At 67.1% G+C, this 23,153-nt stretch carries 7 protein-coding genes; 1 reads left to right on the top strand and 6 read right to left on the bottom strand.

Annotated features, from left to right (window positions below; genetic code table 11):
- Window positions 1–198: 198 nt before the first annotated feature.
- The gene (locus KBZ10_RS25405) at window positions 199–1,500 is read right to left on the bottom strand and encodes an NF041680 family putative transposase (RefSeq protein WP_210990060.1); all 1,302 of its coding nucleotides are present in this window, start codon (window positions 1,498–1,500) and stop codon (window positions 199–201) included.
- 96 nt (window positions 1,501–1,596) lie between these two features.
- Here KBZ10_RS25405 and KBZ10_RS25400 point away from each other — a divergent pair, with 96 nt between their 5' ends.
- Window positions 1,597–2,361, top strand: coding sequence for a transposase family protein (locus tag KBZ10_RS25400; protein ID WP_210990059.1), 765 nt, complete (start codon window positions 1,597–1,599; stop codon window positions 2,359–2,361).
- 98 nt (window positions 2,362–2,459) lie between these two features.
- Here the strand turns inward: KBZ10_RS25400 and ltrA are convergent, their stop codons facing one another.
- From ltrA to KBZ10_RS25375, 5 genes are all read right to left on the bottom strand, one after another.
- Window positions 2,460–3,776, bottom strand: a complete 1,317-nt coding sequence (ltrA, locus tag KBZ10_RS25395; protein ID WP_210990058.1) for a group II intron reverse transcriptase/maturase — start codon at window positions 3,774–3,776, stop codon at window positions 2,460–2,462.
- Window positions 3,777–4,401: 625 nt separating this feature from the next.
- Window positions 4,402–4,569 (bottom strand): hypothetical protein, encoded by a 168-nt coding sequence (locus tag KBZ10_RS25390; RefSeq protein ID WP_247702976.1) that lies wholly within the window; start codon window positions 4,567–4,569, stop codon window positions 4,402–4,404.
- 151 nt (window positions 4,570–4,720) lie between these two features.
- Entirely contained in the window at window positions 4,721–6,001 is a 1,281-nt protein-coding gene (locus KBZ10_RS25385) for a hypothetical protein (RefSeq protein WP_210990057.1), read from the bottom strand.
- A 362-nt stretch (window positions 6,002–6,363) separates the two neighbouring features.
- Complete coding sequence (locus tag KBZ10_RS25380) at window positions 6,364–15,375, bottom strand: neuraminidase-like domain-containing protein (protein WP_210990056.1); 9,012 nt, start codon at window positions 15,373–15,375, stop codon at window positions 6,364–6,366.
- Window positions 15,376–15,574: 199 nt separating this feature from the next.
- Window positions 15,575–22,867 carry a SpvB/TcaC N-terminal domain-containing protein gene (locus KBZ10_RS25375; protein ID WP_210990055.1) on the bottom strand — a complete coding sequence of 2,431 codons (7,293 nt, stop codon included), beginning with the start codon at window positions 22,865–22,867 and terminating at the stop codon, window positions 15,575–15,577.
- Window positions 22,868–23,153 lie beyond the last annotated feature (286 nt).

The following is a 23,153-nucleotide window of genomic DNA, read 5'->3' as shown; positions in this document are numbered from 1 at the left end:
CTGGATTCGACAACCGCGAGCTACCAAGAGGCCCTTCCTCTATGCCCCACCAGCCGCCAAGTCACCCGATCCAGCGCCCTGTTCGAAGCCCGATCGACCACCCGAGCGGATAGAGAACGACCTCTAACGCTGATGACCTTGGTATTCCTTGATCGATTCGGCGCGTTTGACGGTCTTGCCGACGTCGTGGTGTCTGGCTCACTGTTTGTTGCGGGATCCGGGTGGGCGTCCTGGGCCGAGCCGGGACGGTTTTGGTGCGGCTGCCGGACGGGAAGCCGCCGCGCGGCCGTTGCGAAACCCTCGCCTCACCCGGGCGGGGGTGAGGCGGCGGGGTTCGGTGCGGCGTTCCCAGGGCCGGCGCAGGTCCTCCGTCAGGGGCCGGGCGAGGCGGAGCTGGGTGTGGGCGGCGATGACGAGCCAGGTCCACAGGTCGGCGGCGTCCGCGTAGCGGATCTTCGGCGCGGTCCAGCCGAGGGTCTGTTTCATGAGCCGGAAGGTGTGTTCCAGGTCGAATCTGCGGAGGAACGACTGCCACCAGCGGTCGATGTCCGCAGATGTGGCGCTGTCCGCCGAGGACCACAGCCAGACGGGTTTCGGGTCACGGTCGCCCGGTAGGTGCTCGACCTTCAGGCGGATCAACGTGCCGTGGAGGATGGGTAGTTCTTCGTGGGCGTGATCGAGCCAGGGGCCGCGGTGGGTGAGTCTGGGGTGCATCCGGTCCCAGGCCCTCGCCTCGGCGGTGCCGTAGTGGCTGGTGACCGTTGTGGTGGTGAGGTCGGGGGTGTGCCAGGTGTCGGGCTTGGCGAGGGCGAAGACACCGCCGTGGCGGCGGGGTCGTCCGCCGCGCGGTCCGGAGCGGGCGGGGCCGGCATCGCGGAGCATGACGCGGTCCGAGCGCAGGCGTCCGACCAGTACCACCGGGAGGTCCGCCAGGGATGGGTGAGGTAGGCGCTGTCGTAGCCGGAATCCATGACGATGAGGATCTCGGCATCGCCCGGCCGCCAGTGCCCCGCCGCGATCAACCGGCTCGCGGAGTTGGTGGGTGGTGACCTGGGTGGCGTCATCCGCCGGACCCAGGCGGATCGCATCCAGTAGAGCGACCCAGGAAGTGCGGCCCGTTTCCGGGGCAGCGACGAAGGAGTCCGGCCAGCCGGGCACGAACTGATCACTGCTGCGGTCGCCGCGTCCACAGACGTGGCAGAACAACCGCTGGTCACTGGTCGGCGCGTCAGGCCGCAGCCAGTGCGACACGTCCACCGCGAGCACGATCCGCCCGTCGGCCGCCCTCGGCAGCGGCAGGTCGGCCAGAGCACGGCGCAACCGCGCCGGCTCCAGCCAGCCCCGGTCCAGCACGGCATACAGGGCACCGTGCCCGCGCCGGTACTCGACTGCCAGGGACAGCTCGACCAGTGTCTTCACCGGCCCGTCCGTGCACAGCACCGCGTCGGTGAGCTCGAAGAGCGCGTCCGCCCGCCGGTAGAGACACTGAGCCTTTTCCAACCTGGTTCCGAAGTACGGCAGTTGGGCTGACGACGTGATGAAGCCCCTGGTAGATGGGTTTTCGACCAAGAGAACCGTCTCCACCAGAGGCTTCACGTGCTTGTCTACCCGTCGGGCGTCGACGTGGCCGGCTCCGCCCTCAGCTTCCTCACTCAGCAGCCGCGGCGGCACCGCCGCGCGATCGGCTCCCGGTGGCGGCGCTTGGCCGCCGGCCGCCAGGCTCTGCTCACCCTCGCCCATCTGCGGGTGGGACATACCTATGCCCAGCTCGCGGTCGGGTTCGGCGTCGGCACCACGACGGCCTACCGCCATGTGACCGAGGCGGTCGAGCTCCTGGCCGTTCTCGCCCCGAGCCTGGCCGACGCGGCGCGGGCTGCGTCGGTGAAGGCGTACCTTCTCTTGGACGGCACGCTCCTGCCGATCGACTGCATTGCCGCGGACCGGCGTACTACTCCGGGCAAGCACAAGAAGCACGGTATGAACGTGCAGGTCCTCGCCGACCTCTTCGGCCGGCTGCTGTGGGCGTCACCGGCGCTGCCCGGCGCCGTCCACGACGTTCGCGCGGCCCGCGAACACGGCATCGTCGAGGCCCTGGCCGAGACCGGTATCCAGTGCTGGGCCGACAAGGGATACAGAGGCGCCGGCGGCACGGTCCGCATCCCGTGCTGGGGACGGTGGGAGACCCTCTCCGCAGGCCAGCAGGCGGTGAACCGGTCCCACACGAAGATCCGGGCCCTCGTCGAGAAGGCCGTCGCCACCCTCAAGTCCTGGCGGCTCCTTCGTCAGCCCCGCTGCTCGACCACCCGGATCACCAGCCTCGTCCAGGCAGTCCTCGTCCTGCATCTGGCCGGCTCAGGGTGAGGATGTAGGGTCGGGGGCTGGCGCGGTGGCGGAGTACGTCCGCTCCGTTTCCAGCCCCCGCCGCTTCGAACCGTGCATGCGGTTCTCCCGCACACGGCTCACCGACGCCGTTCACCGGCGGCATTCGGTCTTTCCCGCCAGGGCTTGCCCGCCCTGGGTGCAACGACGGTCCCGTACGGGCTGATCAATCCGAGCCGGTTCGGAGACGAAACCGCAAACACCCACCAGCCGAAGGCCCGGCTGCGCCGGTGCTTCCTGCTGATGAAGTGCGCGACCCGTTCCTCTGCGTATCGTCCGATCTTGCTGAAGCGTCGGGCGGAATGACCGTACTTGAAGTACGCCATCCAGCCCCGGAGGAACAAATTCAAGTCCTCCACGATCACTTGCGGATGCAGCGGGAGCCGGCGCCGGGCAGTAATCTCCCGGATCCGGTCCCTGGCGTGCTGCATCGCCCTGTTCGAGGGCCAGCGGGCGAGGAAGTCGACGCGTCGGCGCCCGTGCAGCCCCCGGGAGCGGACCTGACGGTGGTGGAATCCGAGGAAGTCAAAGCCTTCCCCTCCCACTTCCAGGTGCACGATCCTCGTTTTGGCCGCCTTCGGCTTCAGCCCCAACTCCCCCAGCAGGTCAACCAGTCGGGCCAGCGCCCGTTCGGCCTGGCTGCGGGAGAAGCACATCACGACCAGGTCATCGGCATAGCGGACCAGAGTCCCGTCGTGCGCGTCCCATACCCGGTCCAGCCGGTGCAGATAGACGTTGCACATCAACGGTGAAATCACACCGCCCTGTGGGGTTCCGGTCACCGGCCGCCGCACCTGTCCGTCCTCCATCACCCCGGCGCGCAGGATCTGCCGCAGAAGTTTGAGGACAGACTGGTCACAGATGCGTTCTTCGATCGCGTGCATCAACTCTTCATGCGGGATCGCGGAAAAGCACTCGGCGATGTCCGTCTCCACCACCCACCGTCTGCCCCGGTGGTGCTCGTCGATGAGCACCTGCAGAGCGTCGTGCGCCGAGCGTTTCGGGCGGAACCCGAAGCTGCACGGCAACATGTCGGCCTCGAAGACCGGCTCGAGCACGATCTTCATCGCGGCCTGCACGACGCGGTCACGAACCGCCGGAATGGACAGCGGCCTACGCTCGTCCTTCACCCCCGGTTTGGGAATGAGCACCCGGCGGGCGGGCAAGGAACGATACGTTCCCTGCCTCAACTCGTGGGCCAGCTCGCCGAGAAGACGGTCGATGCCGTACTCCTCGACCGCGGCCAGGGTGATGCGGTCGATGCCCGGTGCGCCGTTGTTGGCACGCACCATGGCCCACGCGCGCCGGAGCACATCCCTGCGGTGGATCTTGTCTCCCAGCGCGTGGAACCGTCGTCCGGGATCGGCCTTGGCCGACCGGTAAAGCGCATGCTGCAAGGCACGGACCTTGTCCGAGGGAGAACGTCCCCCGGCGGCGGGACTAGCCACACGGGCACTCACCGAGCCCCTCCTTCACTTCATGACGCACCGACGAAGCAGTGGCCCTTCCCTCACCAGGAGTTGTGTTGTCTCCCGGCTGCAACCGGTACTACGGCCACCTCCGACGCCCACCCGGCCCGCGCCCACTTCCCGGGATCACCGGTTATAGGACGCGCCGCTTCCGATGACGATTCTCCGCAGGTCACCGGGCCAGGGAGGGCCTCCCCAGTTCCCGCCGCCACCCTCGATACGTTCCGCGCCCCATACGCCGGGGAGTCCTTCACGGCTGCCCGTCCAGGATCTTCACCGCTTCCATGGCCTTCACCCCGATTTCGAAGGGCTCGGCACTCCCTCGTTCCACCCGAAAGGGTGGCTGAGTAACGACGCCGCAGGCTTCGCGTGATGCTACGGACCGTATCGTCGCTCCCCCTTGCAGGGCCTTTGACGCTGGGCTTCGACGCCGGAGGTTTCCCTCCAACGCCGCCAGCCTGCTACCGGGCCTCCTGGCAGCTACCCGGACCGGACTTCCACCGGCAGGCGACGACGAGCTTCCGAACAGCAAGAACACCGCTACGTCACGGTGTCACCTCCTGTTCTGCTGGGCGCACGGAAAAGGCTCACTGACCCGCAGGTCATGAGCGATGACCGCGTTCTCCTCGCCCTGGACGAACCGCTCGGCCGCCTCCAGCCTCAACTTCCCGCGGAAGGCCCGCCGCTCATCGGTCAACCCACCGCCTTGCGCATACCTCATACAACCGGCATACCGCAGGGATCACGAAAAGTCAGACCCTACCAACACCGCACTTTGAAGGTCAGTAGGCCCAAAGGATAAATGGCGACGATCACCGTGGTCCGAGTCAGTGCTGAGATATACCCTGCCGCACGAACTCTGAACGCTCTCCTTATTGGCCGGGAAATCCCGACACCGGCAACTCTGCAGTCCCGCTGGTGGTCCTAATGAACCCATATCGCTTAACCCAGGAATCCACTTCCTTCTGGGTGGGCGGATCATCCTCCTCACCGGGTGAGGAGATGGTAGTCGCCAAGTAGGGGCCTGACGGATCGAGAACCCACCACGTGGTGATTACTTTTGGAATTCTAGTGACTTCGAATAGAATACTGCTAGGCTGGACCGTGTATGTATGCTGCACATAATCGACACCATCTCCCCCACTCCCCCAGCCAGTCACCCAACTAGGGGCGGGCTGGGCTGAACTTTTCCAGGAATGCTTAGGTGACGGGCTATCGAGTGTCAGGCGGTCTTTTCTAGCCAGGTTTACGTAGGTCGTGGCCGTCACGGCTTGATAGGGCAGCGCTTCCGGCAATTCCACAATCTTTTCTTCGGTCAAGCTCTCTCCGGGTTCGAGCCACAAGCCAGGCTCCGTGAAACGACCAGACTCGATTGTGTAATACCCCTCGATATCAACGTTCTGATGGATTTCATTACTAAGATTATCAATCTCCTCCTTCCAGCCCTCTGGCCCCCTTTCCTGTTTGACATGAGAAGCCTTCTGGCCGGTGACGGTATAGAGGCTCTGGATGGCATACACAGCAACTTTCCCCGTATTTTTAATCCTCAGGCGCAACGGCAGCAAGGTGCCACCGTTTTGATTGGCGACGGGTTCGCCAAACTTCACGGTGCTGCTAACCAACACGGGGTTGGAATATGGCACATAGATCTGCGAATACGAAAAATTTGCAACTGCGATAATCCCGGTTACCAGAACGCCCACCGCAAAGGTAGGGCGGGAGCGAATACTTTCCCATACTTGCTTCCGGTGGCACAGTGTCCAAAGCGCCCAAACCGACCAGAGTGTCAGCACGGTCCAGATGACGAGGTAGGGGGTGTACTCGTGCCCCTGAGCATGGATCGCCAGGATCATGAGGTTGGCAAGCAACACGGCCAACACCCCGAGTAGAACAACTGCGCCCGAATTCGCGACGCGCTCCTTTCCCCAGTAGTCGATCACAGCGACCGCGCCCACGAGCGCAAGCACAGCTGCGATAAGCATGAAGAATCCAGTAAGCCGCCCTAGGTACGAGAGAGCTCCGCTTGCGTCAGCGAAGCCGAGCCAGGAAAGCAACACTGAGGAAGCCAGAAGTCCAGTAATCATCATCAGAGCGTCGGCACGACGACGCTCGATGCGCGTTGCACCTTCTGGCCTCTTTGGTGGGGTGTCCATGGAGCCATGATTTGCATAGCAGCGGTAACGCCACGCGAAGGCACTCCGTCCGTTGGCCAGTGCACAGCCGAATGTAGGACCTGTTGGCGCACACCACCACCCGGACAGCCTTCCGGGGGCTTCGGGGGCGAGTGACTGACACTCCTCGGCGCGCTGTCGTGCGGGTACTGGACCGCAATGACGTACTGACCGAGGGGGCGGGGGATGCCGACGCCCTGGGTGGGCGAGGGCGATGGCTTCGCCCGCCTGAAGGGAGAGCTCGGCGTCGGCCCGAAACGGGATGGCCGTCGTTGCCGACCGTGGCGGGCTCGGCTTAAAGAGCGTGCCCGTCACCCAGGTTCAGCTCGGTGAACCAGCGACGTTCAGCCGGATCTCGGCCAGTTCAACGGCCCGACGAAGTCGATCACCAAGTTGACGTCCTGGATCGCGTCCTCGCGGAGCCGTGAACCGTCCGCCGTTTTCAGCACGTCCGGGATCGCGCTGAGACTGAACCCGAGCGTCTGACCGTTGCCGACGAGATCGCACAGCAGAGGGCCTGTGCCCGCCGGGAAGATGTGGGACCCCGCGTAGCCGTCGCGGAATGGGATTTTGACGGTGGAAGCATGGGGGGCAAGCGTGATGGATACGAAGGGGCCGCCGGAGGGGAAGGCTTCCGTGGTCCGCAAGGACAGATACAGCGACACCACGCGGGCGACGCGCGGATCGACGTGCGGCGGCAGCAGTGTGCGGGGCAGTTGGAACCGCATCAGCTGGTTACCCGCCTCGAACTCGGGCTCGGCGAGGAAACCATGCCAGTCGGCTGGGTATTGCTGTGCGAGGCTCACGAACTGCCGCCCGGCGTAATCGGGGAGGAGCCGCTGCACCTCGCCCCGGAAAACATCACCTCCATCCAGCGCGTTGTAGCGCACGGTCAGCACAACATCGGAGATCGCCTCGAAGTCGATCTGATTGGCGGCGAAGGGAATGCGCAGCCGCCACTGGGAGACGGCCCCCGTGCGTTCGAACGGCAGATAGCGGCCGTCATTCTTGCTGACATCGAAGACGCCGTCGTCCTCCATACCAGTCGACAGCGCGATGGACTGCGCTGCCCGGACAGTGCTGCGCAGGACCTCGGGGCCCGGGGGCTGCACGGTGGTGTCACCGAGCAGGTATGCCACCCCGGCGCGGTTCGCCTGCAGCAGGATTTGGCTGCCGAGCTGGGTAAGGGTTCCCCGGATGTTCTGGTACGGGCCGACGAGCGCCGGAATCGTCACCGCCACGGAGGTGATGGCGCGCCGGTAGTGGCCGGGAAAGTCCTGGTCGTAGAGGCGCTCCGGAAGGTCGAAGACGCATTCGCCGGTGGTCCGGAGATTCAGCAGCGCGGTGGGGTCGTGGCCGAGTAGGGAGATGGTGCGTTGGATCTCGTAACCCCGGACGTACTCGTCGAGGTAGGCGCGCTGCAGGGATCCTACGGCGAGGGATAGCGACTCCCCGGCCACGAGGCCGGAGCGGGTGTCGTCCCAGCAGTCGGGGGTGATGAACCGTCGGTTGCTGCCGACTTCCGTCTGGTAGGCACGCTCGGCCAGGCGGGCCGACGTCTGGGCCAGCCGGTAGAGCTGGAAGTAGAGGGCTGACAGTCGGCGGGCCATCCAGGAGTACAGCTCGCGGCTGGTGAACTTCTCGCGCAGGAAGCGGTCGGTCTGCGTGCTCTGCTCGAGGGAGCGGAGGTGAGCCGTGTATTCCTGCTGTGCCGCCTTGATCGCCGACTGGTTGGCGTCGAGCTGGGCCTGGATCTGCTGGGCTTCGTGACCGGCCAGGTTCGCCTGCAACTGCCACTCCTGGGAGCGCCGGTCGTAGTTCGCCATGAGCAGTGTGCGTTCGGCGGCGAACTGGGATGTGGCCGCCCCAAACTGCAGGACACCGGCTGCGGCCTGCGTCGCGGAGCCGATCTGCTCACCTCCGTAGGTCATGGCGAAGGGGGAACCGACATTGGGCAGGGCGAAGGCGATCGCGGAGGCCGTCTGCGCGGCGACCGAGAGGGAGTTGAACACCAGGGCAACCTCGCTGGCTCGCAGGTTCGCAACCTCTGCGGGGATGAGGCCGGTGGCCAGCAGGCTCTTGTAGTGGGTTTCCCGGTAGCGGGCGGCCGCGAGCGTCTCGGCCAGCGAGTCCTGAGTGGCCAGGAGCTGGTTGACCTGGTCGCGGCGTACGCCGGTGGCCAGGTCCAGGAGAGCCTGCTGCTGGCGGTTTTGGAGCAGGGCGAGGTCTTCGGCGTCCTTGCGTTCGAGCGCGGCGAGCAGTTCGGCACCGAATTGGATGACCTGGGAGCTGAGCTGCCGGGCCTGCTCGATGAGGGTCGAGAAACGGTAGTTGGGGATTCCCACCGGGATGTCGGCCCCCGTCGTCCCGCCCCATTGGGCGCGGGCGATCACCGTGCGTGTGTCGCCCGGAGGTGCGAAGAGGGGGAGCGACCGGTTCACGCCCTGCAGGTTCTGACATGTCCGGATCTTGGCCAACCGGTCCTCGATCAGAGCCCAGCAGTCGTCCAGTTCATGGTTGGCGGGGACGCAGAAGTAGGCATCGATGTCGTTGATCGGGGTGGTGGCGTACGTCCGCTCGTCCGGGCCGAGGGAGCCCAGGGGGGTGTGTTCGAGGTCGATCAGGAATTGCGGGATGTTCTCGTGCCGACCGCGGTACTCGGCGCGGATCTGGGCGAACGACTTCGGCGCCGGCCGGGGTGAGTCGCCAAGGCGGCGCGGTCGTGGCCCGAGCAGTTCCGCGGCGGCCATGTAGAGATTGGCCGCCTGGCCGATCGACTCCCTGGTGTCCTGAGCGAAGAGGCTGTCGCCCCAGCTCACAAGGTTCTGCACGTATCGCATGACCACGGATTTGGCGTACGCGCTCGTGCGTACGTCGGCGATGGCGAAGGGGTCGAGCGGATCGTCGTTGTAGGCGCGGATGCCGGCCGGGTCGGTGAGCGAGGCGAGCAGGGCGGGCACGGTGACGCCGCGGAAGGGGAGGTAGCGCCAGAATCTGTTGGTGCCGTCGCCGTCTTCCGAGCGGGGCTCGGCCGTCGGGTCGAAGATGTACTGGTACCACTGGCGTGCCTCGTCGTACCGGGAGTTGGCGGTGAGCAGGGCGGCGGCCAGGTACGGCGTGTGGAAGAACACCTCGCGCTGGTAGAGCCCGAACGGCCCGGTGAAGCTGAGCTGGTCGGTGGGAAGCCTGTGCGCGTCGAGGGTTGGGGGCGGGGCCGCGTCCGGCGTCTGATAAAAGCGCTTGAACGGCGCTTCGCGTGTCAGTTGGGCCTCCGGTGTGAGGAGCCCGCTCACCCCGCGGGCGAGCAACTGCCGTCCCAGGCTGTCGATGGTGCCTGTGGTCAGCCGGGTGACGGCGAAGGACACCCCCCGGACACCGTGTGGGTCGGGCACATAGCGGTCGGTGGCGAGCGTGTGCCCGCCGCGTACCTTGGGGTCCAGTGGATAGGGAACGGCCGTGATCCGGTCGGAGAGCGGCCAGGTTCCGCTCTCCTGGGACTCCAGCAGGAACGCCTCGTCCCCGTTGTCGAACAGCACGGAGCCGGTCACGTTGGCGACGTTGCGCACCGCCGCGTCGGCCGAGACATTGAACAGCAGCGGAACGGGGTTCGCCGGAAGAGTTCCGGTGTGGACGTGGCCGGGGTCGCTGTTCATCCAGTACTCGGCGCTCATGCTGCTGTCGACCGTCCCCACGATCAACATGCTGTTCTCGTCGTCGAGCGTTCCCGCGTAAGGGGCCGCACCAGGGTACGGCGAGTCGTCGGGAGGCAGGTGGAAGCGCGCTTCCTGCGAGTTCAGGCCCTCGTCGATGAGGAACCCGACCCCGGCGCCGACCTGTCCCTTCAAGCCCTGAGCCTTCTGGCAGAAGGAGAGGGCGTCGCTGACCGAGGTGTTCAGCCGGCCGAGGGCATCGGTGTAGGGGTCTCCGCTGTCGTTCGTGGGCGGTGTCCATGAGGGGATGACGAACGTGTTCGACACCTCCACCGGCGGCCCGAGCTGGACGAGCAACTGCTCACCGCACCGCTCCTGCGGGACCACGATGTACGGCAGGTCCTGGCGACTCTCCGGGCAGGCTTGGTCGACGTACAGGTTGTTGTTGCTCCCGACCTTGGTGACCGTTCGGGTATATCCGTCGCAGACGATCCGGTCACCGATCGAGACCTGCTCGAGGAACTTCGTGCCGGTGCCCGATACGGTCGGCTCGGTGTTGCTCACGCTGATGGTTCCCGGGCCGGTGAACGTCTTGAACCGGGTCTGCCGGGGGTCGGCGGGAACGATCCTGTATTCGCTTGCTTCGACGCGCCACGCCCACAGTTCCTCCATGGTCAGTTCCTTGGCGGAGTCGACCGATCTGACCACGCCGCGCTGCGCCCCGCAGGTGATCGTGTCGCCCTTGCAGACCTGAAGGTCAAAGCTCGTCAGGCCGTTCGGAACTGCCTTCAGCCCGCTGACCTTGCCAAACAAGCGCTGGTATGTGTACATCCATACGCCGGTGGCAGTGAATGGCTTGTCGACCACCAGCTCTTTTTCGCCCCGGATTTTCACCACTTGGCGGATGTCTTTGCCGACGGACAGTGTGCAGCCGGGGCGCAACTGGGTATTGAACCTCGTGCCCAAACCCTGGACCGTCGTGGATCCGGCCGTGAGTTTCACCTCGCCCCACCCCCGCATCCAGTTGCCATCGGGCTCGTTGTGAAGAGTCACCCGCGCACGGCCCCGCAGCCCTCGGGAGACCTTCACGGCCTGCGGCTGACGCCAGATGAGGTGGTCCGGGTTGAACAGCGAGGCCAGATCGGGGTTCTTTCCCAAGACGGTCCCGGAGGGCTGGGGAAGTACGCGGATCGGGACCCGGTCGGCGAGCGTCTGGGGTGATGTCCAGTTGCCGGTCAGCGTGCGGAAGGCGTAGCGCAGCGTCGCGGTGGCCACCGTCTGGGTCTGGGTGGCGGCTGTGACGTTGTCCCCGGCCTGGCCGCCGACGGAGACCGCCGAGCTTTTGATCACCTCGATCTCGGACCAGAAGAGAAAGAGCTTGTCGAAGGCGACTACGGGGGTGACGAACTCGGAATTGATGGTGAGTTCGATCTTCTGCCAGGGCGTCCACCGGTCGCCGTCCTCGCGGGTCAGGTAGTAGTAGGTGTAGGGGGCGGTTCGGGTGCGGGCCAGCAGGTAGAGCGTCGATCTGCGGTCCGCGGGGCTCGGTGCCGGGGTGACGTCCGTGAAGGCGGCGCACGGTACCAGCGCGGCCAGGTCGGTCAGGGCCTGGAAGTAACGGGCGTAAGCGGTGGTCACGGAGGCATCGGTGATCTGGGTCTGCGTCAGCCCTTCCTTCAGTTCGGCGAACTGGGGGCTGGTGCGGCGGCGAAGTGTCGGGTCGAGGTAGTTTTCCGGATACAGGAAGACCTTCCGGCTCGTCTGCCAGGCCCGGTAATCCTCGGCCCACTCCCACCACTGCGGCGCGATCCCCTTCAGGTTGACCACCCCGGGCTCCAGCCCGAGGTGGCAGCGCTGCAGATACAGCTGTACCGAGGAGATGGCCTGACTCAGTCGGGAAGTGGTGTCACACGCCGACATCTCGACATCGATCAGCAGGCGTGAGCAGAGGGACTCGGGGCCCGTGATCGAGGGATCGTTCTGCGCGAGTCTCCAGATCACGCGGGCGAGCAGCACGTCCCTGTAGAGGGTGTCCGTGGCGTTGACACAGTCGGTCATCGCCGACGCGGGCCGACCGTCTTGGCGGGCGCCGAGCATGCCGAGCGCTGCCTGTGCCATGGCCTCGTACTCTTGCCAGGTGCGGTCGCCGACGGGCAGCCGTCGCAACGCGTCGAACCTCAGCAGGGACCGGACGTCGGCGTTGACGCGCGCGGAGAGGACGAAGCACGCGCGCAGGGCGGCCACAACGGCCACCGAGCGGACCGGCTCGTTACCGAGCGGGTACCGGGCCGTGATCAGGTCCTGTAGCTGCGCCTCTTCCCAGCCCGTCACCAGTGCCAGCTCGGCGGCCGGATCGGTGCCGATCCCAGTCAGGTAGCGGAGCAGGCCCCCTGTGGTGTCGTCGAAGGCGATGGTGAGAGTGCGGAACGCGGCCAGAGATCGCAGATCGGCGACCGAGGGAGCGGCTGGATCGGCGACGTCGAAGCCCGAGGGCCGTCGGCTGAGGGCGGTCAGCTCGGGTCCGCTGTATTCCAGCGCCGTCACCCAGCGTCGCGTGCGCCACAGCGAGGTGACCAACCGCACTGTCGGCTCGGGCAGTGGTTGGTCGGAAGGCAGGGGGGTGAGCAGCAACTGACGGCAGCCGGTGAGGCGTTCGGTACCGGTCGCGATCCCGAGCATCGCGGTGCCCGTGCCGGTGTCGACCGCGAGGGAACGAGCGGTTTCCTCGCGGAGCACACCGTCCTGTGCCGCACAGGCTGCGAGCAGACCGGTCAGGACCTGGTCGATGGACGCGGCGGTCCGTGACAGCAGGCCCCGGACCAGGTCGGTCTTCTCCTGTCTCAGCGATGTGCCGGCCGGGAAAAGGAAATCCAGGTTGGCCTCCGGCCGGTAGTGGGGCGTCAGGAAGACACTGTCCGGCCCGGTCCCGGCGTGTCGGCCGTCCGGCGTTCCCGCCCCCCGCCCCTCCGTCGGGTCGCCGGGCGTGGTGGACAGATAGGGAGGATCGTGGCGCGTCAGTGCTTCCACGATGGCGGCCGATGCCGGGGCGTCGATCAGTTCCCCGGCGAAGGCGTCCGGCCCGAAGGGAAGCAGTGTGGTCGCCAGGGCGTGGTCGAGGACGGTATCGCCGATGATCCCGGCGTGATTGAGCACGCCCCGGTTCCGCAGCGCTTCGGTCAGCGCGGCCGATTCCTGTGCGCTGATCGTCGCTGACCAGAAGACTTCAGGGGTGACGGCCGTTCCGGTCGCGGCGGTGGACAAGGTGCCGGCGAAGCCGCGGACGTCTCTTTCCTGGTCCGGGGTGACCGGGTGTGGCGAGACGATCTCGAGGACGTCGTCGAGAGTGAACGGGCTCACGTCGACCCACGCCGCGGCCTCCAGCAGGCCGCGGAGGCTGTCGGGGTCATCGGGCCCGCCCGAGCCCACGGCCCGTACCAGCCGCAGTAGGTCCCGCACCGACCAGCGGGCCAGCCTCGCCGCGGCCGCGATCCGGTGGAAGCGGCTCAGTGTCGGCAGGTCCAGCGGCAGCCTGTGCCCTCCGGCTGGTCCGGCGCAGTGGAAGGCAAGCGCGGTCAGGTCGTCGTCGCCCAAGGCCAGGGCCGCGCCCAGCCGTCTGCGCAGCGATTCGGCGGTGGCGTCGTGTTCACCGTAGGCCCATACGGGGGAACGCGCCGGGTCGAAGGGCGTACTGCTGCCCGGGGCGTAGGGGTCCTTCCCTCCGAGCAACACGGGCTTGTTGTAGATCTCGTCGAACGGATCAGCGGGATCCGGACCGTCGCCTCGCCCGGTGGTCTTCAGGTCCCCGAGGAAGGCCGCCGCCGCGCGGACGCTCAGCCCGGTCTCTTCAGCCAGGCGGACCAGGGCGGCGAGCCGCTCGATGGTCTGCGGAGTGATGGGGTGCTGTGCCCCGCCGCATCGCATGGCCCAGTCGAGGTCCTCGTAACCGATTCCGGTCGTGTTCGCCAGCCGGATGAACCGGCTGAGCCGGTCCAGGCGCTCAAGCGTGAGATCGGTGACGCGCTGGACGGTGTTGCCGGGGTCCCGACGGTCGAGTTCCAGTCGCATCGGCGGGCGGTCATCGGTGCCGTTGATGTAGAAGTCCCGAGCGGCGCCCGCGGTCAACTCCGCGTCGGACAGGCATTGGCGGAACAGTGCGGTCAGCTGGTCCTCGGTCAGCCCGACGCGCTGCGCGAACACCTGCGCCCGGTCGAATCCGTCCCTGGGGTAGATCCGGTATCCGCCGGAATCGTCCCTGTCCCACCGCCTGTCGACCTCCGCCCTGGTGGGGTCGGCCGGGTCGAGCCGGGCCACCGTTCGCAGTTGAGTGCCGATGAGGAGCTGGCTGCCGACATCGGCGCTGCTGAACACGGCCTGCTCCCCGCTCAAGCGCACGGTGCTGGACCCGGCGCTGACGGTGAGCGTTCCGGTTCCCGCACGGGGAAGATGGCTGCGAATATCGGACACCCCGTATTGCGCGCTCAGGAGGGCGGGTGCGCTGGCATCCACCGGCGACGCCAGCAGGATCTCCAGGGCCTCGCCGGTGAGGCCGAGGGCCTCCCGGGCCCGCTCGAGCGGATCGTCGAGCAAGAACTCCGGTGGGTCTCCGGGGGCGGGATCGAAGGAGCGGTCGAGGGTGGCGGTTCTCCCGGGGCCGTCGTAAGAGACGATACGACGGCGCTGCCCCGCCGCCGCTCCGCCCGTGAGGAGCACCTCCGTCCTGGCGTAAGCCCCGGACTCGGTGGACGCGGCGGAGTCGAGCGTTAGGGTGCGGCCCGCGTATCCCTGGGCTGTTCCGGCATGTACCGGTGTGCCGCAGGTGCGCCACAGCTCGGTCGTCGAGGTACCCAGTTGCCGCAGCACCTCACGGATCCGGCTGAGCGGTAGGTTGAACGGGGCGTTGAAGGGATATACGGCACCGGCGAGCACACGCGCGGCCTGGTCGGGACCCCGCTCGGGTGCGACGAGCGCGGTGAGAACCTCATTGATCAGGGTGAGGTAGGGGATCCCGTCGTTGGCACAGGCGCAGTCCAGCTTCATCGCGAAGAGGTCGGGTCGGCGGTCCTCCAGCCGCATACCGCTCGGGATCGCGTTGCCGCTGGCCGGGTCAGTGACGTAGCGGTCGACGATCCGCATCAGGTCGGTGAAGTACGCCGCCGGCCCGAAGATCGAACAACAGTCGGGACAGCCGAGGAAGTCCTGGGACCCGAAAAGCTCCTCGAAGCTCGGCAATCTTCTCAGGTCGTCCGCGAGCTGCGGGGACGCGTTGTTGAACGGGGCACGGCGAACCTGGGGAGAGAGCATACCGATCAGATCCGCGAACGCATGGGCGGTTTTCGCCTGAACGGCGGTCGCCCGCCGGTGGATCGCTCGGGCCACCGCGTCACCCGAGGCGCTGGAATCCGCGTGCGAAAACCGCTCACCGTAGTCGGCGACGAAGTGCTCGACAGGTACGCGGGCGACAGCGTTGGCCGAGCGCAGCCCGTCCGCGTGGAGCAACTTCGCGGCGGACTCCTCGGGGTGGAGGCGGAGCAGCCGCTGCCAGCCGAGCAACGCATCATGCTCGCCCGACCCGTGCTCGACTCCGATGGATTCGAGCAGCGCCGCGTCAAAGAGATCTTCCGCCACGACGTCGAAATCAGGTCGCGCATCGTAAATCGCGGCGAATTCAGAGGAAAGCAGTCGGACGGGCGACCCTTCTACGGTCATGGCGAACAGCCTTCCGTTGGAATCGGCGCGGCCGAGCGACGCCCAGTCACACTGCCGGATAATCCGAGCACATATCGGGAATATGCGAGGCGCGGCGAGTCTATGACATCTCCGACGGGCGCCCCCGGAGGACACGCACGGCCATGACAGCCCGCGGGTTACGCGGCGGGAAACCTCGTGGCGCCGCGCCGCCGCGCTGTTACGACTTTGACGACGCCGGCTGCACGACCACCGTGATGGGCTTAGCCCCTACGAAATACCCCTCTCCCTCACCCCAGACAGCGTGGAAGGAGCTCGTGCTACTTCCGACGGTGTAGAGATGGGCATGAGCAGGCGCTTTGCCCGGTGGATTTTTGTTGTCGGACCAGGCCTCAAGGGTAATGCGAGTAGGGCCGTCGAGAGCAACTACGGCACCGGCGTGGAACTGGCACATTTTTGTGTCTCCGGTGTCGGTCGCGACGATTACGAATGCTTCCCCAACCCCAGGGGAAGCAGAGCCGTTACGCGGCCTAGCGAAATTCTCGGCCTGGCTTCTGTTCTGCTGGTCACTTTCCCCGAAGGATTCAAATCTCTCCTCTCTCCCCGCGCTCCTGACTTCGATTCGACTATACGAACCTGCGCCCCATTTCAGTTTGCCGACCTGGTTGTTGATGATTTCCTCGGCAGTGTGCAGGCAGTCACACAACACATCCTTACCAAGTGAGTACGAGCGATAGGTATGACCCTCATTCCTAAGCGCTTCAGTGCCAGCCTGAAGCGCCTTGGCGACCTGGTTCGGCCGCACGTCCTCGCGGACATAGACCTGGGGCTCGCCGGGCTTGATCGCGAAGCGTCGATTCTCGGAGAACTTCAGTCTCGGCCGCCCCCCGTTGTGTCCCGTCGGATCGACGTGCACTGTCGGGTTGTTCGCGCAGTAGGTGTAGAGGTTGAGTCCGTCGAGAGTGCCGGCCGGGTCCGGGGTGATCCAGCGGAGCAGCCACGGGGCGTAGTAGCGGGCGCCGTGATAAGCGAGCCCAGTGGTCCCATCGCGTTGCTGGCCGGTGTAGCGGTACATCTTCTTCGCCACCTCGTCCTGGGACCTTCCGGTGACGAAGACGGTTACCCCGAACGGCGCGTATTCTTCATAGCTGATCCATGAGGCGTCGTCGTCGAATTCCGCCGTCGCGGAGTCGACGAGATTCGGGAGCTGGTGACGGCGCTGCACTACGGGGTTGCTGCCCGGCTCACCACGATGGACCAGGACTTCACCCAGCCGCTGGCTGCCGTCGTGGACCTCGATTCGTCCCTGTTCGGCGTGGAGTTGGCCGTGGGGCCCGGACCGGCGCTCGGTCACCAGGCCGGGGAAGTAGCGGGTGTCGGTTGTCGAGCCGTCAGGCGCCCTGGTCACGCGGCGACGTCGGGCACCCTCCGAGTCATAGGCGTAGTGTTCGGCCCCCAGGGGTGTTCCCGAGGGGGTTTCGGACCGGGTGGTCCGCAGGGCGGATCGGTGATCCCAGGTCAGCTCCGGGACGGTCGGCAGTTTCAGCGCGTTCCCATCCTCATCGAACTCGGACAGGTCGAAGGCATCGCCCACCGTCACACGGTTGGAGTCATCGGCGGCGGTGAGCGCAGTGGTCCAGCTGCCTTCGGCGGTAATGAACGTCTGCCGCAGGCAGTTGCCGGAGTCGTCGTAGCCGTAGGCGGCCGAGTAGCGAACCAGCCGTCCCTGCCGCCATGGCGCATAGACCTTCGTGTATCCACCTGACGCGGCCGCCTCGGCGTCGAAGGAGGCGGTCGCCCGGCCAGTGGCCTCGGTGAGGCGGTAGAGGGCGTCATAGGTGTAGGTGAGGTCGGCGCTCACACCGCTCTCGCCGCCGGGGGCCGCGGCATCATCGACGCTGATCACGTTTCCGGCGGGATCGTAGACGTAGTTCAGGTCTTGGACGACGGTGTCGTCGCCGGTACGGGTGGCCCGGATGGCGACCAGTCGCTGGGTGTCCTTGTGGTAGCGGAGCTCCCGCTCGATGATCCTGTCGCCCTGGGTGGAGCGGAGGGCGAGGCCGCGGCACCGGCCTGCGGCGTTGTAGCTGATGTCGGTGGCGTAGGGAGCCGCCGTGCCCCCCTGTACGGCTACATCGATACCGCACACTCTGCCCGCCCTGTCGTAGTGCCATGCCGTCGTGTGGCCATGGGGGTCTGTGCCGGCGAGGACGCGCCCCTGCGGGTCGTAGCGGCTGGTCGCGTGGTACTCGGAGGGCTCCAGCCGGTCCGCGAGGGCCGCGAACAGTTCCGCCCAGGTCGTCCAGTCTCCGGTGCGCCAGTCGGGGTCGTGTTCGATGTCCGCCGTGAACGATTCGCTCGACGACAGTCCCTGGCCGGTCAGAGCGTAGGAGTCGACCTGGTGCCGGCCCGCCTGGTCGTAGCGGACACACAGTCTGCCGATGAGGCCACGCCTTCCGGGATCGGGAAAGACCGTCTCCCCGGTGCCGTCGAGTGTGTCCCCGTACACCCGGCGCTCGATGATCACCGATGAGCCCGCTGCGGGCCGGTCCGGCGCATTCGCCGAGCCCGCTCCGGTGTCGAGGCTGATGCCCGCGCGGGGGCCGCTTTGGAGGATGAGGGCCACTGATCGGCGCAGCGGGTCGCGTTCGTGGATGAGTGTGTTGCCGCGGCCGTCCGCTTCGATGAGCGGGGCGCCGGTGGCGTCGATGAGGCGCATCCGGGTGCCTGCGTCTACGCTGGTCGTCTTCACGGGGTCGGGCGTGAGGCCGTAGCGGACGGTGAGGTTGGTGCGTCCGGCTGCCGCCTGGCGGGGATCGGCGGCGCTGATCTGCCGGCCGAGCGCGTCGTGGCGGAAGAGGGAGATCAGGGACCGCTGCGGGGTCAGCCGGCGCTCTTCGGCGATCGTGCCCCCGCGCACATCCAGATGCCGGGTGGTCGGCGTGCCCGCGCATCGGGCGGCGGCGATCAGGGCCTCGCGCTCACGCTGCGGGAGTACGTGCCCGTCGATGATGTGGTGGCGATAGTACGCGGACTCGGTCACGGTGTCGTTGACGTCGGCTTCCGTGACCGCCCAGGGGCCGTAGCGGGTGGTGGTGAAGAAGGCGTGGGGGAAGTCGCCGAGAGGAAAGTCGGTCCGTGTATGGCGGTCGAGTGCGTCGTAGCTGGTGGTCGCGGCGTTTGTGGTGCGTTCCAGCTCCGCTGTGCCGGGGAAGGTCAGCGAGTCGGTCAGGAACGGGAGGTAGTGCCGCCACGCGCCGCCGCGGCCGGTGTAGCGGATCCGGCTGTTGACGGCCCAGCCGGGAGGGCCCTCCCCCAGGGTTGGTGCGGCGGAGGGCGACGGTTCCGGAGGGACCGCGGTGGTGGTTTGTAGTAGGCGGCCCGCTCCGTCGGCGTACCTGATGGTCAGGGTCGGCGGATCTGCCGTGTCCTGGCCGGGCGCATCCTGCGGGTACGCACGGGCTGTCGCGGCGGCGCTGAGCGCCGGTGCCCGGTCCCTGCACCAGCCGAGGTCGTCATGGAAGAAGAACGCGGCGGCAGGGCCGAGGAACGCGGCCGGATCGGCGGCCAGTTCCAGCACATCGCGCGGTTGTGGCCAGGAGACGGGGTCGGTCACCGGAAGCGGCTCGAAACCCTTCTCCCGAGGAACACCGTCCATCCACTCGGTGCCCCGGAACGCGGTGGCGAAGACACGGCCGCGCGGATCATAGAGCACTTCGCTCACCACACCCGTGGCGTCCCGGACCCGTTGTGGCAGCAGCGACTGGTAGTCGATCGACTCGGCCGTGATCCGCTGGTCCAGCACACCGCCGCCCTCGGCCCGCTGCACCGCCTCGCGAAGCGCCATCGCCGTCTCGTCGTACACCAGCGTCCGGGTCACCCCACGCGCCGGTTCCAGGGCCGCCATCGGGTCGAGAACACGGCTGGGAACCCAGAACCGCTCCGGGTCGTAGAGCGTGGTGTCCCCCGGGCACCACCACACCCCCGCCTCGGCGTCATTTACGTAGCCGCCCCACTCGCTCATGAACCGCTCCGGGGGAACCGGCAGCGCCACCCCCGCGAGCAGATCGCACACCTGAGCGTCCGTGAACGCGGCCACGTCGCGGCGGCAGACTCGCGGTGGCACCGCCAGCTCCCCCGACGGGTCTTGTCCCCCATGCGGCCCGGCGTACGTCAGCCGCTCACCGGCCAGCAGGCCGGTCTCCGGCATCGCCGAGGCGTCCGGCGCCGGGTCGGCGGAACGCTGGTTGGCGAGGGCGAGTTCCACCTGCCGGGAGATAGAGTCGACGTCGTAGTAGAGTCCCCGCACCGCAGGCGCCGCGATCCCGTTGACCGCATAGGTACGGGACAGCCGGGGGAACCCGAACAGCAGGACGTCCGCTTCATCGCGCGGCGGCAGGAAGTCCCCCACGTGCGCCGTCACGATCGTCTCGTCCTGGCCGGCCAGCGCTGCCCGGCCAGGACGACGACGGTAGAGCACCGTACAGCTCCGCGAAACGACCCCGTACTCGTCCACGGCCAGCGTGAACCTGTGCTGAACGGCGGGGTCGGACGCATCACGCTCATAGCGGTAGTCGATGGACTCGCGTTCGTGGACCAGGAACGCGCCGGCGCCTGCGGTGGCCCGTGCCACTGGCCGGACGGACATGCCACACTCCGCCACCCGGTACGGGACGTCCGGCCGGGACGCGTCATAGATCTCCACGCGCCGCAGGATCCCGGCGAGCGCATGGTGGGCCTGCCTGCGCAGCGAGCCACTCGGCACCGCACCCCTCCAGTCGAAGACCGGGCCACCGATCGGGCAGACGTCGACATCACCGCGGAAGTACTCCCGGCGCAACGCCTCTTCCAGCCCGTCGACCGCGTACGCGCCCACATGGAACCAGCTCCGTGTCAGCAACGGCTCCGCACCGGTGACGGAGGTGTCCTCCGGGCCGTCTCGCGGCGGCTCGTCGGGCAGGACCGTCTCCGTCTCGGTGCGATCGACTCGGGCGAAACCGGTGAACATCCGCTCTTCCGAGTCGAAATAGCCGTCACGGTAGCGGTAGGTGTTGGTGGAGCGGACCGCGGCGATCTCGTCGTCCACCTCCATGGTCTCGACGACGACCACGGGGAAGGGCAGTGTGAGGAGCCAGGGTTCGCCGCGTGCCTCGTCCCGCAGCCGCATCCGCGTCGACGTGGTGTAGCCGAGCCTCACGCGTGTGCCGCGGTTGGCGTTGTACTCGCTCAGCCGGAACGGGTCCGCCCCGGCCACGAGGGTCAGCGCATGGAGGCGGGGGTGCGGCCCGCCGGTGTTCCAGACCAGTGACCGGCGGCCATCCGTCGTGACGTTGCCGATGGTTAGTATCCCGTGTGTGGTCTCCGGCGTCGGCACCACGAGCGGCTCTGGCAGAAAGCCGTTGCCGCCGCGGTTGAGGTGGACGCAGACGTGGCCTGGGCGCAGCAGGACGAGGTCGTCCGTGCCGGTACCGGTCAGGTCCACGAGGTGGACGTTCTCGCTGCTCACGTCGTCGAACGACGGAACTTCGGACATCTCGACCGGGGCACCGAAGGTCCCGTGCCCAAGGCTGGGCCAGCAGATCACGCGGCCGCTTTCGACGAGGACGAGCTGCTGCCCTCCGCCGAGGACGTTGGCGAACCGGGTGGCGGTCCGTGGGGCCTCGAGCACTGCGGAAGGCAGATCGGCGCGGCGTGTCCGACGGCGGAAGGCCGCGTATCCGGCTGGGCCCATGTTGGCGGAATAGGTTACCGAGGTGTCGTTGATGTGGATCAGATCGGGCAGGCCGTTGCCGGTCACGTCGGCCCGGCAGTAGGTGTGGCCACCCGTGGAGGGGGACAGCCGCTTCGGCACCGAAGCGCGGCCTCTGTCGTGCGGCGCGCCGGCGGCCGCATCCGTGACATGGCCGGCGAAGGCCGTGAATGGCCGCCAGGTACCGTCCGACCCGCGGGCGTAGTACCCGGCGCGCGTCTCCGACTCCACGATCAGTGACAGGCGTCCGTCCCCGGTGACATCGCCCAAACGGCACGTGCCCCAAGCCTCGCGCTCGATGGGGAACGTCACCGGCGTCTGCGGCTCGAACCGGACCGGACCGTCGGGGGCGGCGCGGTCGAGCGTCGGCCGCCAGTAGGTGATGGCCGCTTGGTCGGCGTACACGATGCCGTCCACGCCGTCACCGTCGAGGTCGGCGAGGCAGTACGAAGGCGGTTGATCCGCCATCGGCGGCACACCTTCGGATCGGGTGGATAGGGGAACGAAGCGGGCGCCTTCGATGGTCGGTGGGTGATAGCGGAGGGCCAGTGGCGGCTCGTCAGCCGTCCAGTAGCGTTTGCCGGGCGGGCGGGCCGCGATGTAACGGTGCCCCGTGCCCCGTGCCTCGACGAGATGGGTGGCCAGCCCACCACTGGCTTCCGTGTCGTAGGTGAACGATGTCGAGCGGACGAGCACCGGCTCCGGGCCCAGCTCGTCGAAACGGTGGAACAGGCCGATCGCGCGGCACAACCGGTGGGTCCGCCGCTCGAACCCCGCAGAGTAGTCGGAGAACGGAAGCTCCCGAGCCGACCACGGACGAACCGGCCGGTACGGAGTGTCATGAGCGGGCGAGAAGTCGTATTCGCCGTAATCGAAGGCCAGCTCGATATGCCAGGGGCCGTCCGGCAGGATGAGTGGGGAGTCCGGGTGGAACGGCAACCGATTCCCATACCTGATCGACTGCGGATATCGGTTGGCCGAGCGCTGCCGGTTCCGCTCGTGGAGCACATCGGGCACCCCGGTCGCATCCTCACCCTGATAGGTGAAGAGAATAGCGCTGCCGCTCCCGTCGTAACGCGCTTGCGGAAGCCAGGCGAAGACCCGCCGGGGGTCGTCCGGGTCGGCGACCCGCGCCAGCGGCGTCAGGCCGAACACAGTGATCACGCCGGAACGGTCGATAGTCCGCCAAAAGTCCGCCCCCGCTGCGTCGGACGACCAGCGCTCGACACGTTCCCTCACCTCAGCACTGCGGCGCGCGTACGCCGAAACGGTGTACGCAACACCATCGAACGCCCGCCTGGTGACCGAGCCCGGCAGCAGAACGAGCGGCGCGTCGTCGAGCTGGAAGGTGTCACTGCCGTCATAGCGCGGCACCGAAGTGTTGGTACGCCGCGCAACCGACGGCAGGTCAAGAGTGAAACCGAGTCCGAAGATCCCATCGCCCGATTGCGAGCTGTACCCAATGGTCACGTCCGGTTCGAAACCGCGTGCCCGGCTGGTCTCGACACCGATGCCCACCATGGCAGCACCCGTGAGGGCGGCCGTCGTCACATGTGGCGTCAAGCCCTGCTGAGTTCCGCCGTCTCCTGGCATTCGGGTCCGCGTCACGTCGAGAGGACCCAGCGGACTCCACGCGGCACCGAGCGCCGTATCCGCCCCGAGCGCCGACTCAATACCGCCGTCGGGTGCGCCACCAGACAGACCCGACGACTGCGGCACCACACCAGCAGGGACACCGTCGTTGGTGCTCGCGTCGGCGTTCACGTTTTCCTCCGGCATCTGTGTCCTGATGGTCCTATCCGCACCGCGGGGGACCGGACAGCAGCCGGTACGGACGGCGGTTTACGCGGCGTCAGAGCCGTGGCTCTATACTCCCCCCTCTCACCCCTGCTAATTCAGGCATTCAAAATTGTCGACCAAATGCGACGGTAAGCGCGTAGGCAGACACATGATCGAATCAGCTTGATATTCTTCCGATCATATCGAGCATGTCGTCGAGCGGCATAGCCGACATGAATCTTGCCATTTCGAAATATACAACACCGATCGT

Source organism: Streptomyces sp. F63 (genome assembly GCF_018070345.1).
Lineage (GTDB): Bacteria > Actinomycetota > Actinomycetes > Streptomycetales > Streptomycetaceae > Streptomyces.
The sequence above is the reverse complement of the archived record's forward strand: the minus strand, read 5'-3'. Positions and strand labels throughout refer to the sequence as shown.

Bases quoted from the DNA above. Each gene is read 5' to 3' on its own strand.
- KBZ10_RS25390 (WP_247702976.1), bottom strand. From the start codon at position 4,569: ATGAGGTATGCGCAAGGCGGTGGGTTGACCGATGAGCGGCGGGCCTTC.
- KBZ10_RS25385 (WP_210990057.1), bottom strand. From the start codon at position 6,001: ATGGACACCCCACCAAAGAGGCCAGAAGGTGCAACGCGCATCGAGCGT.
- KBZ10_RS25380 (WP_210990056.1), bottom strand. From the start codon at position 15,375: ATGACCGTAGAAGGGTCGCCCGTCCGACTGCTTTCCTCTGAATTCGCC.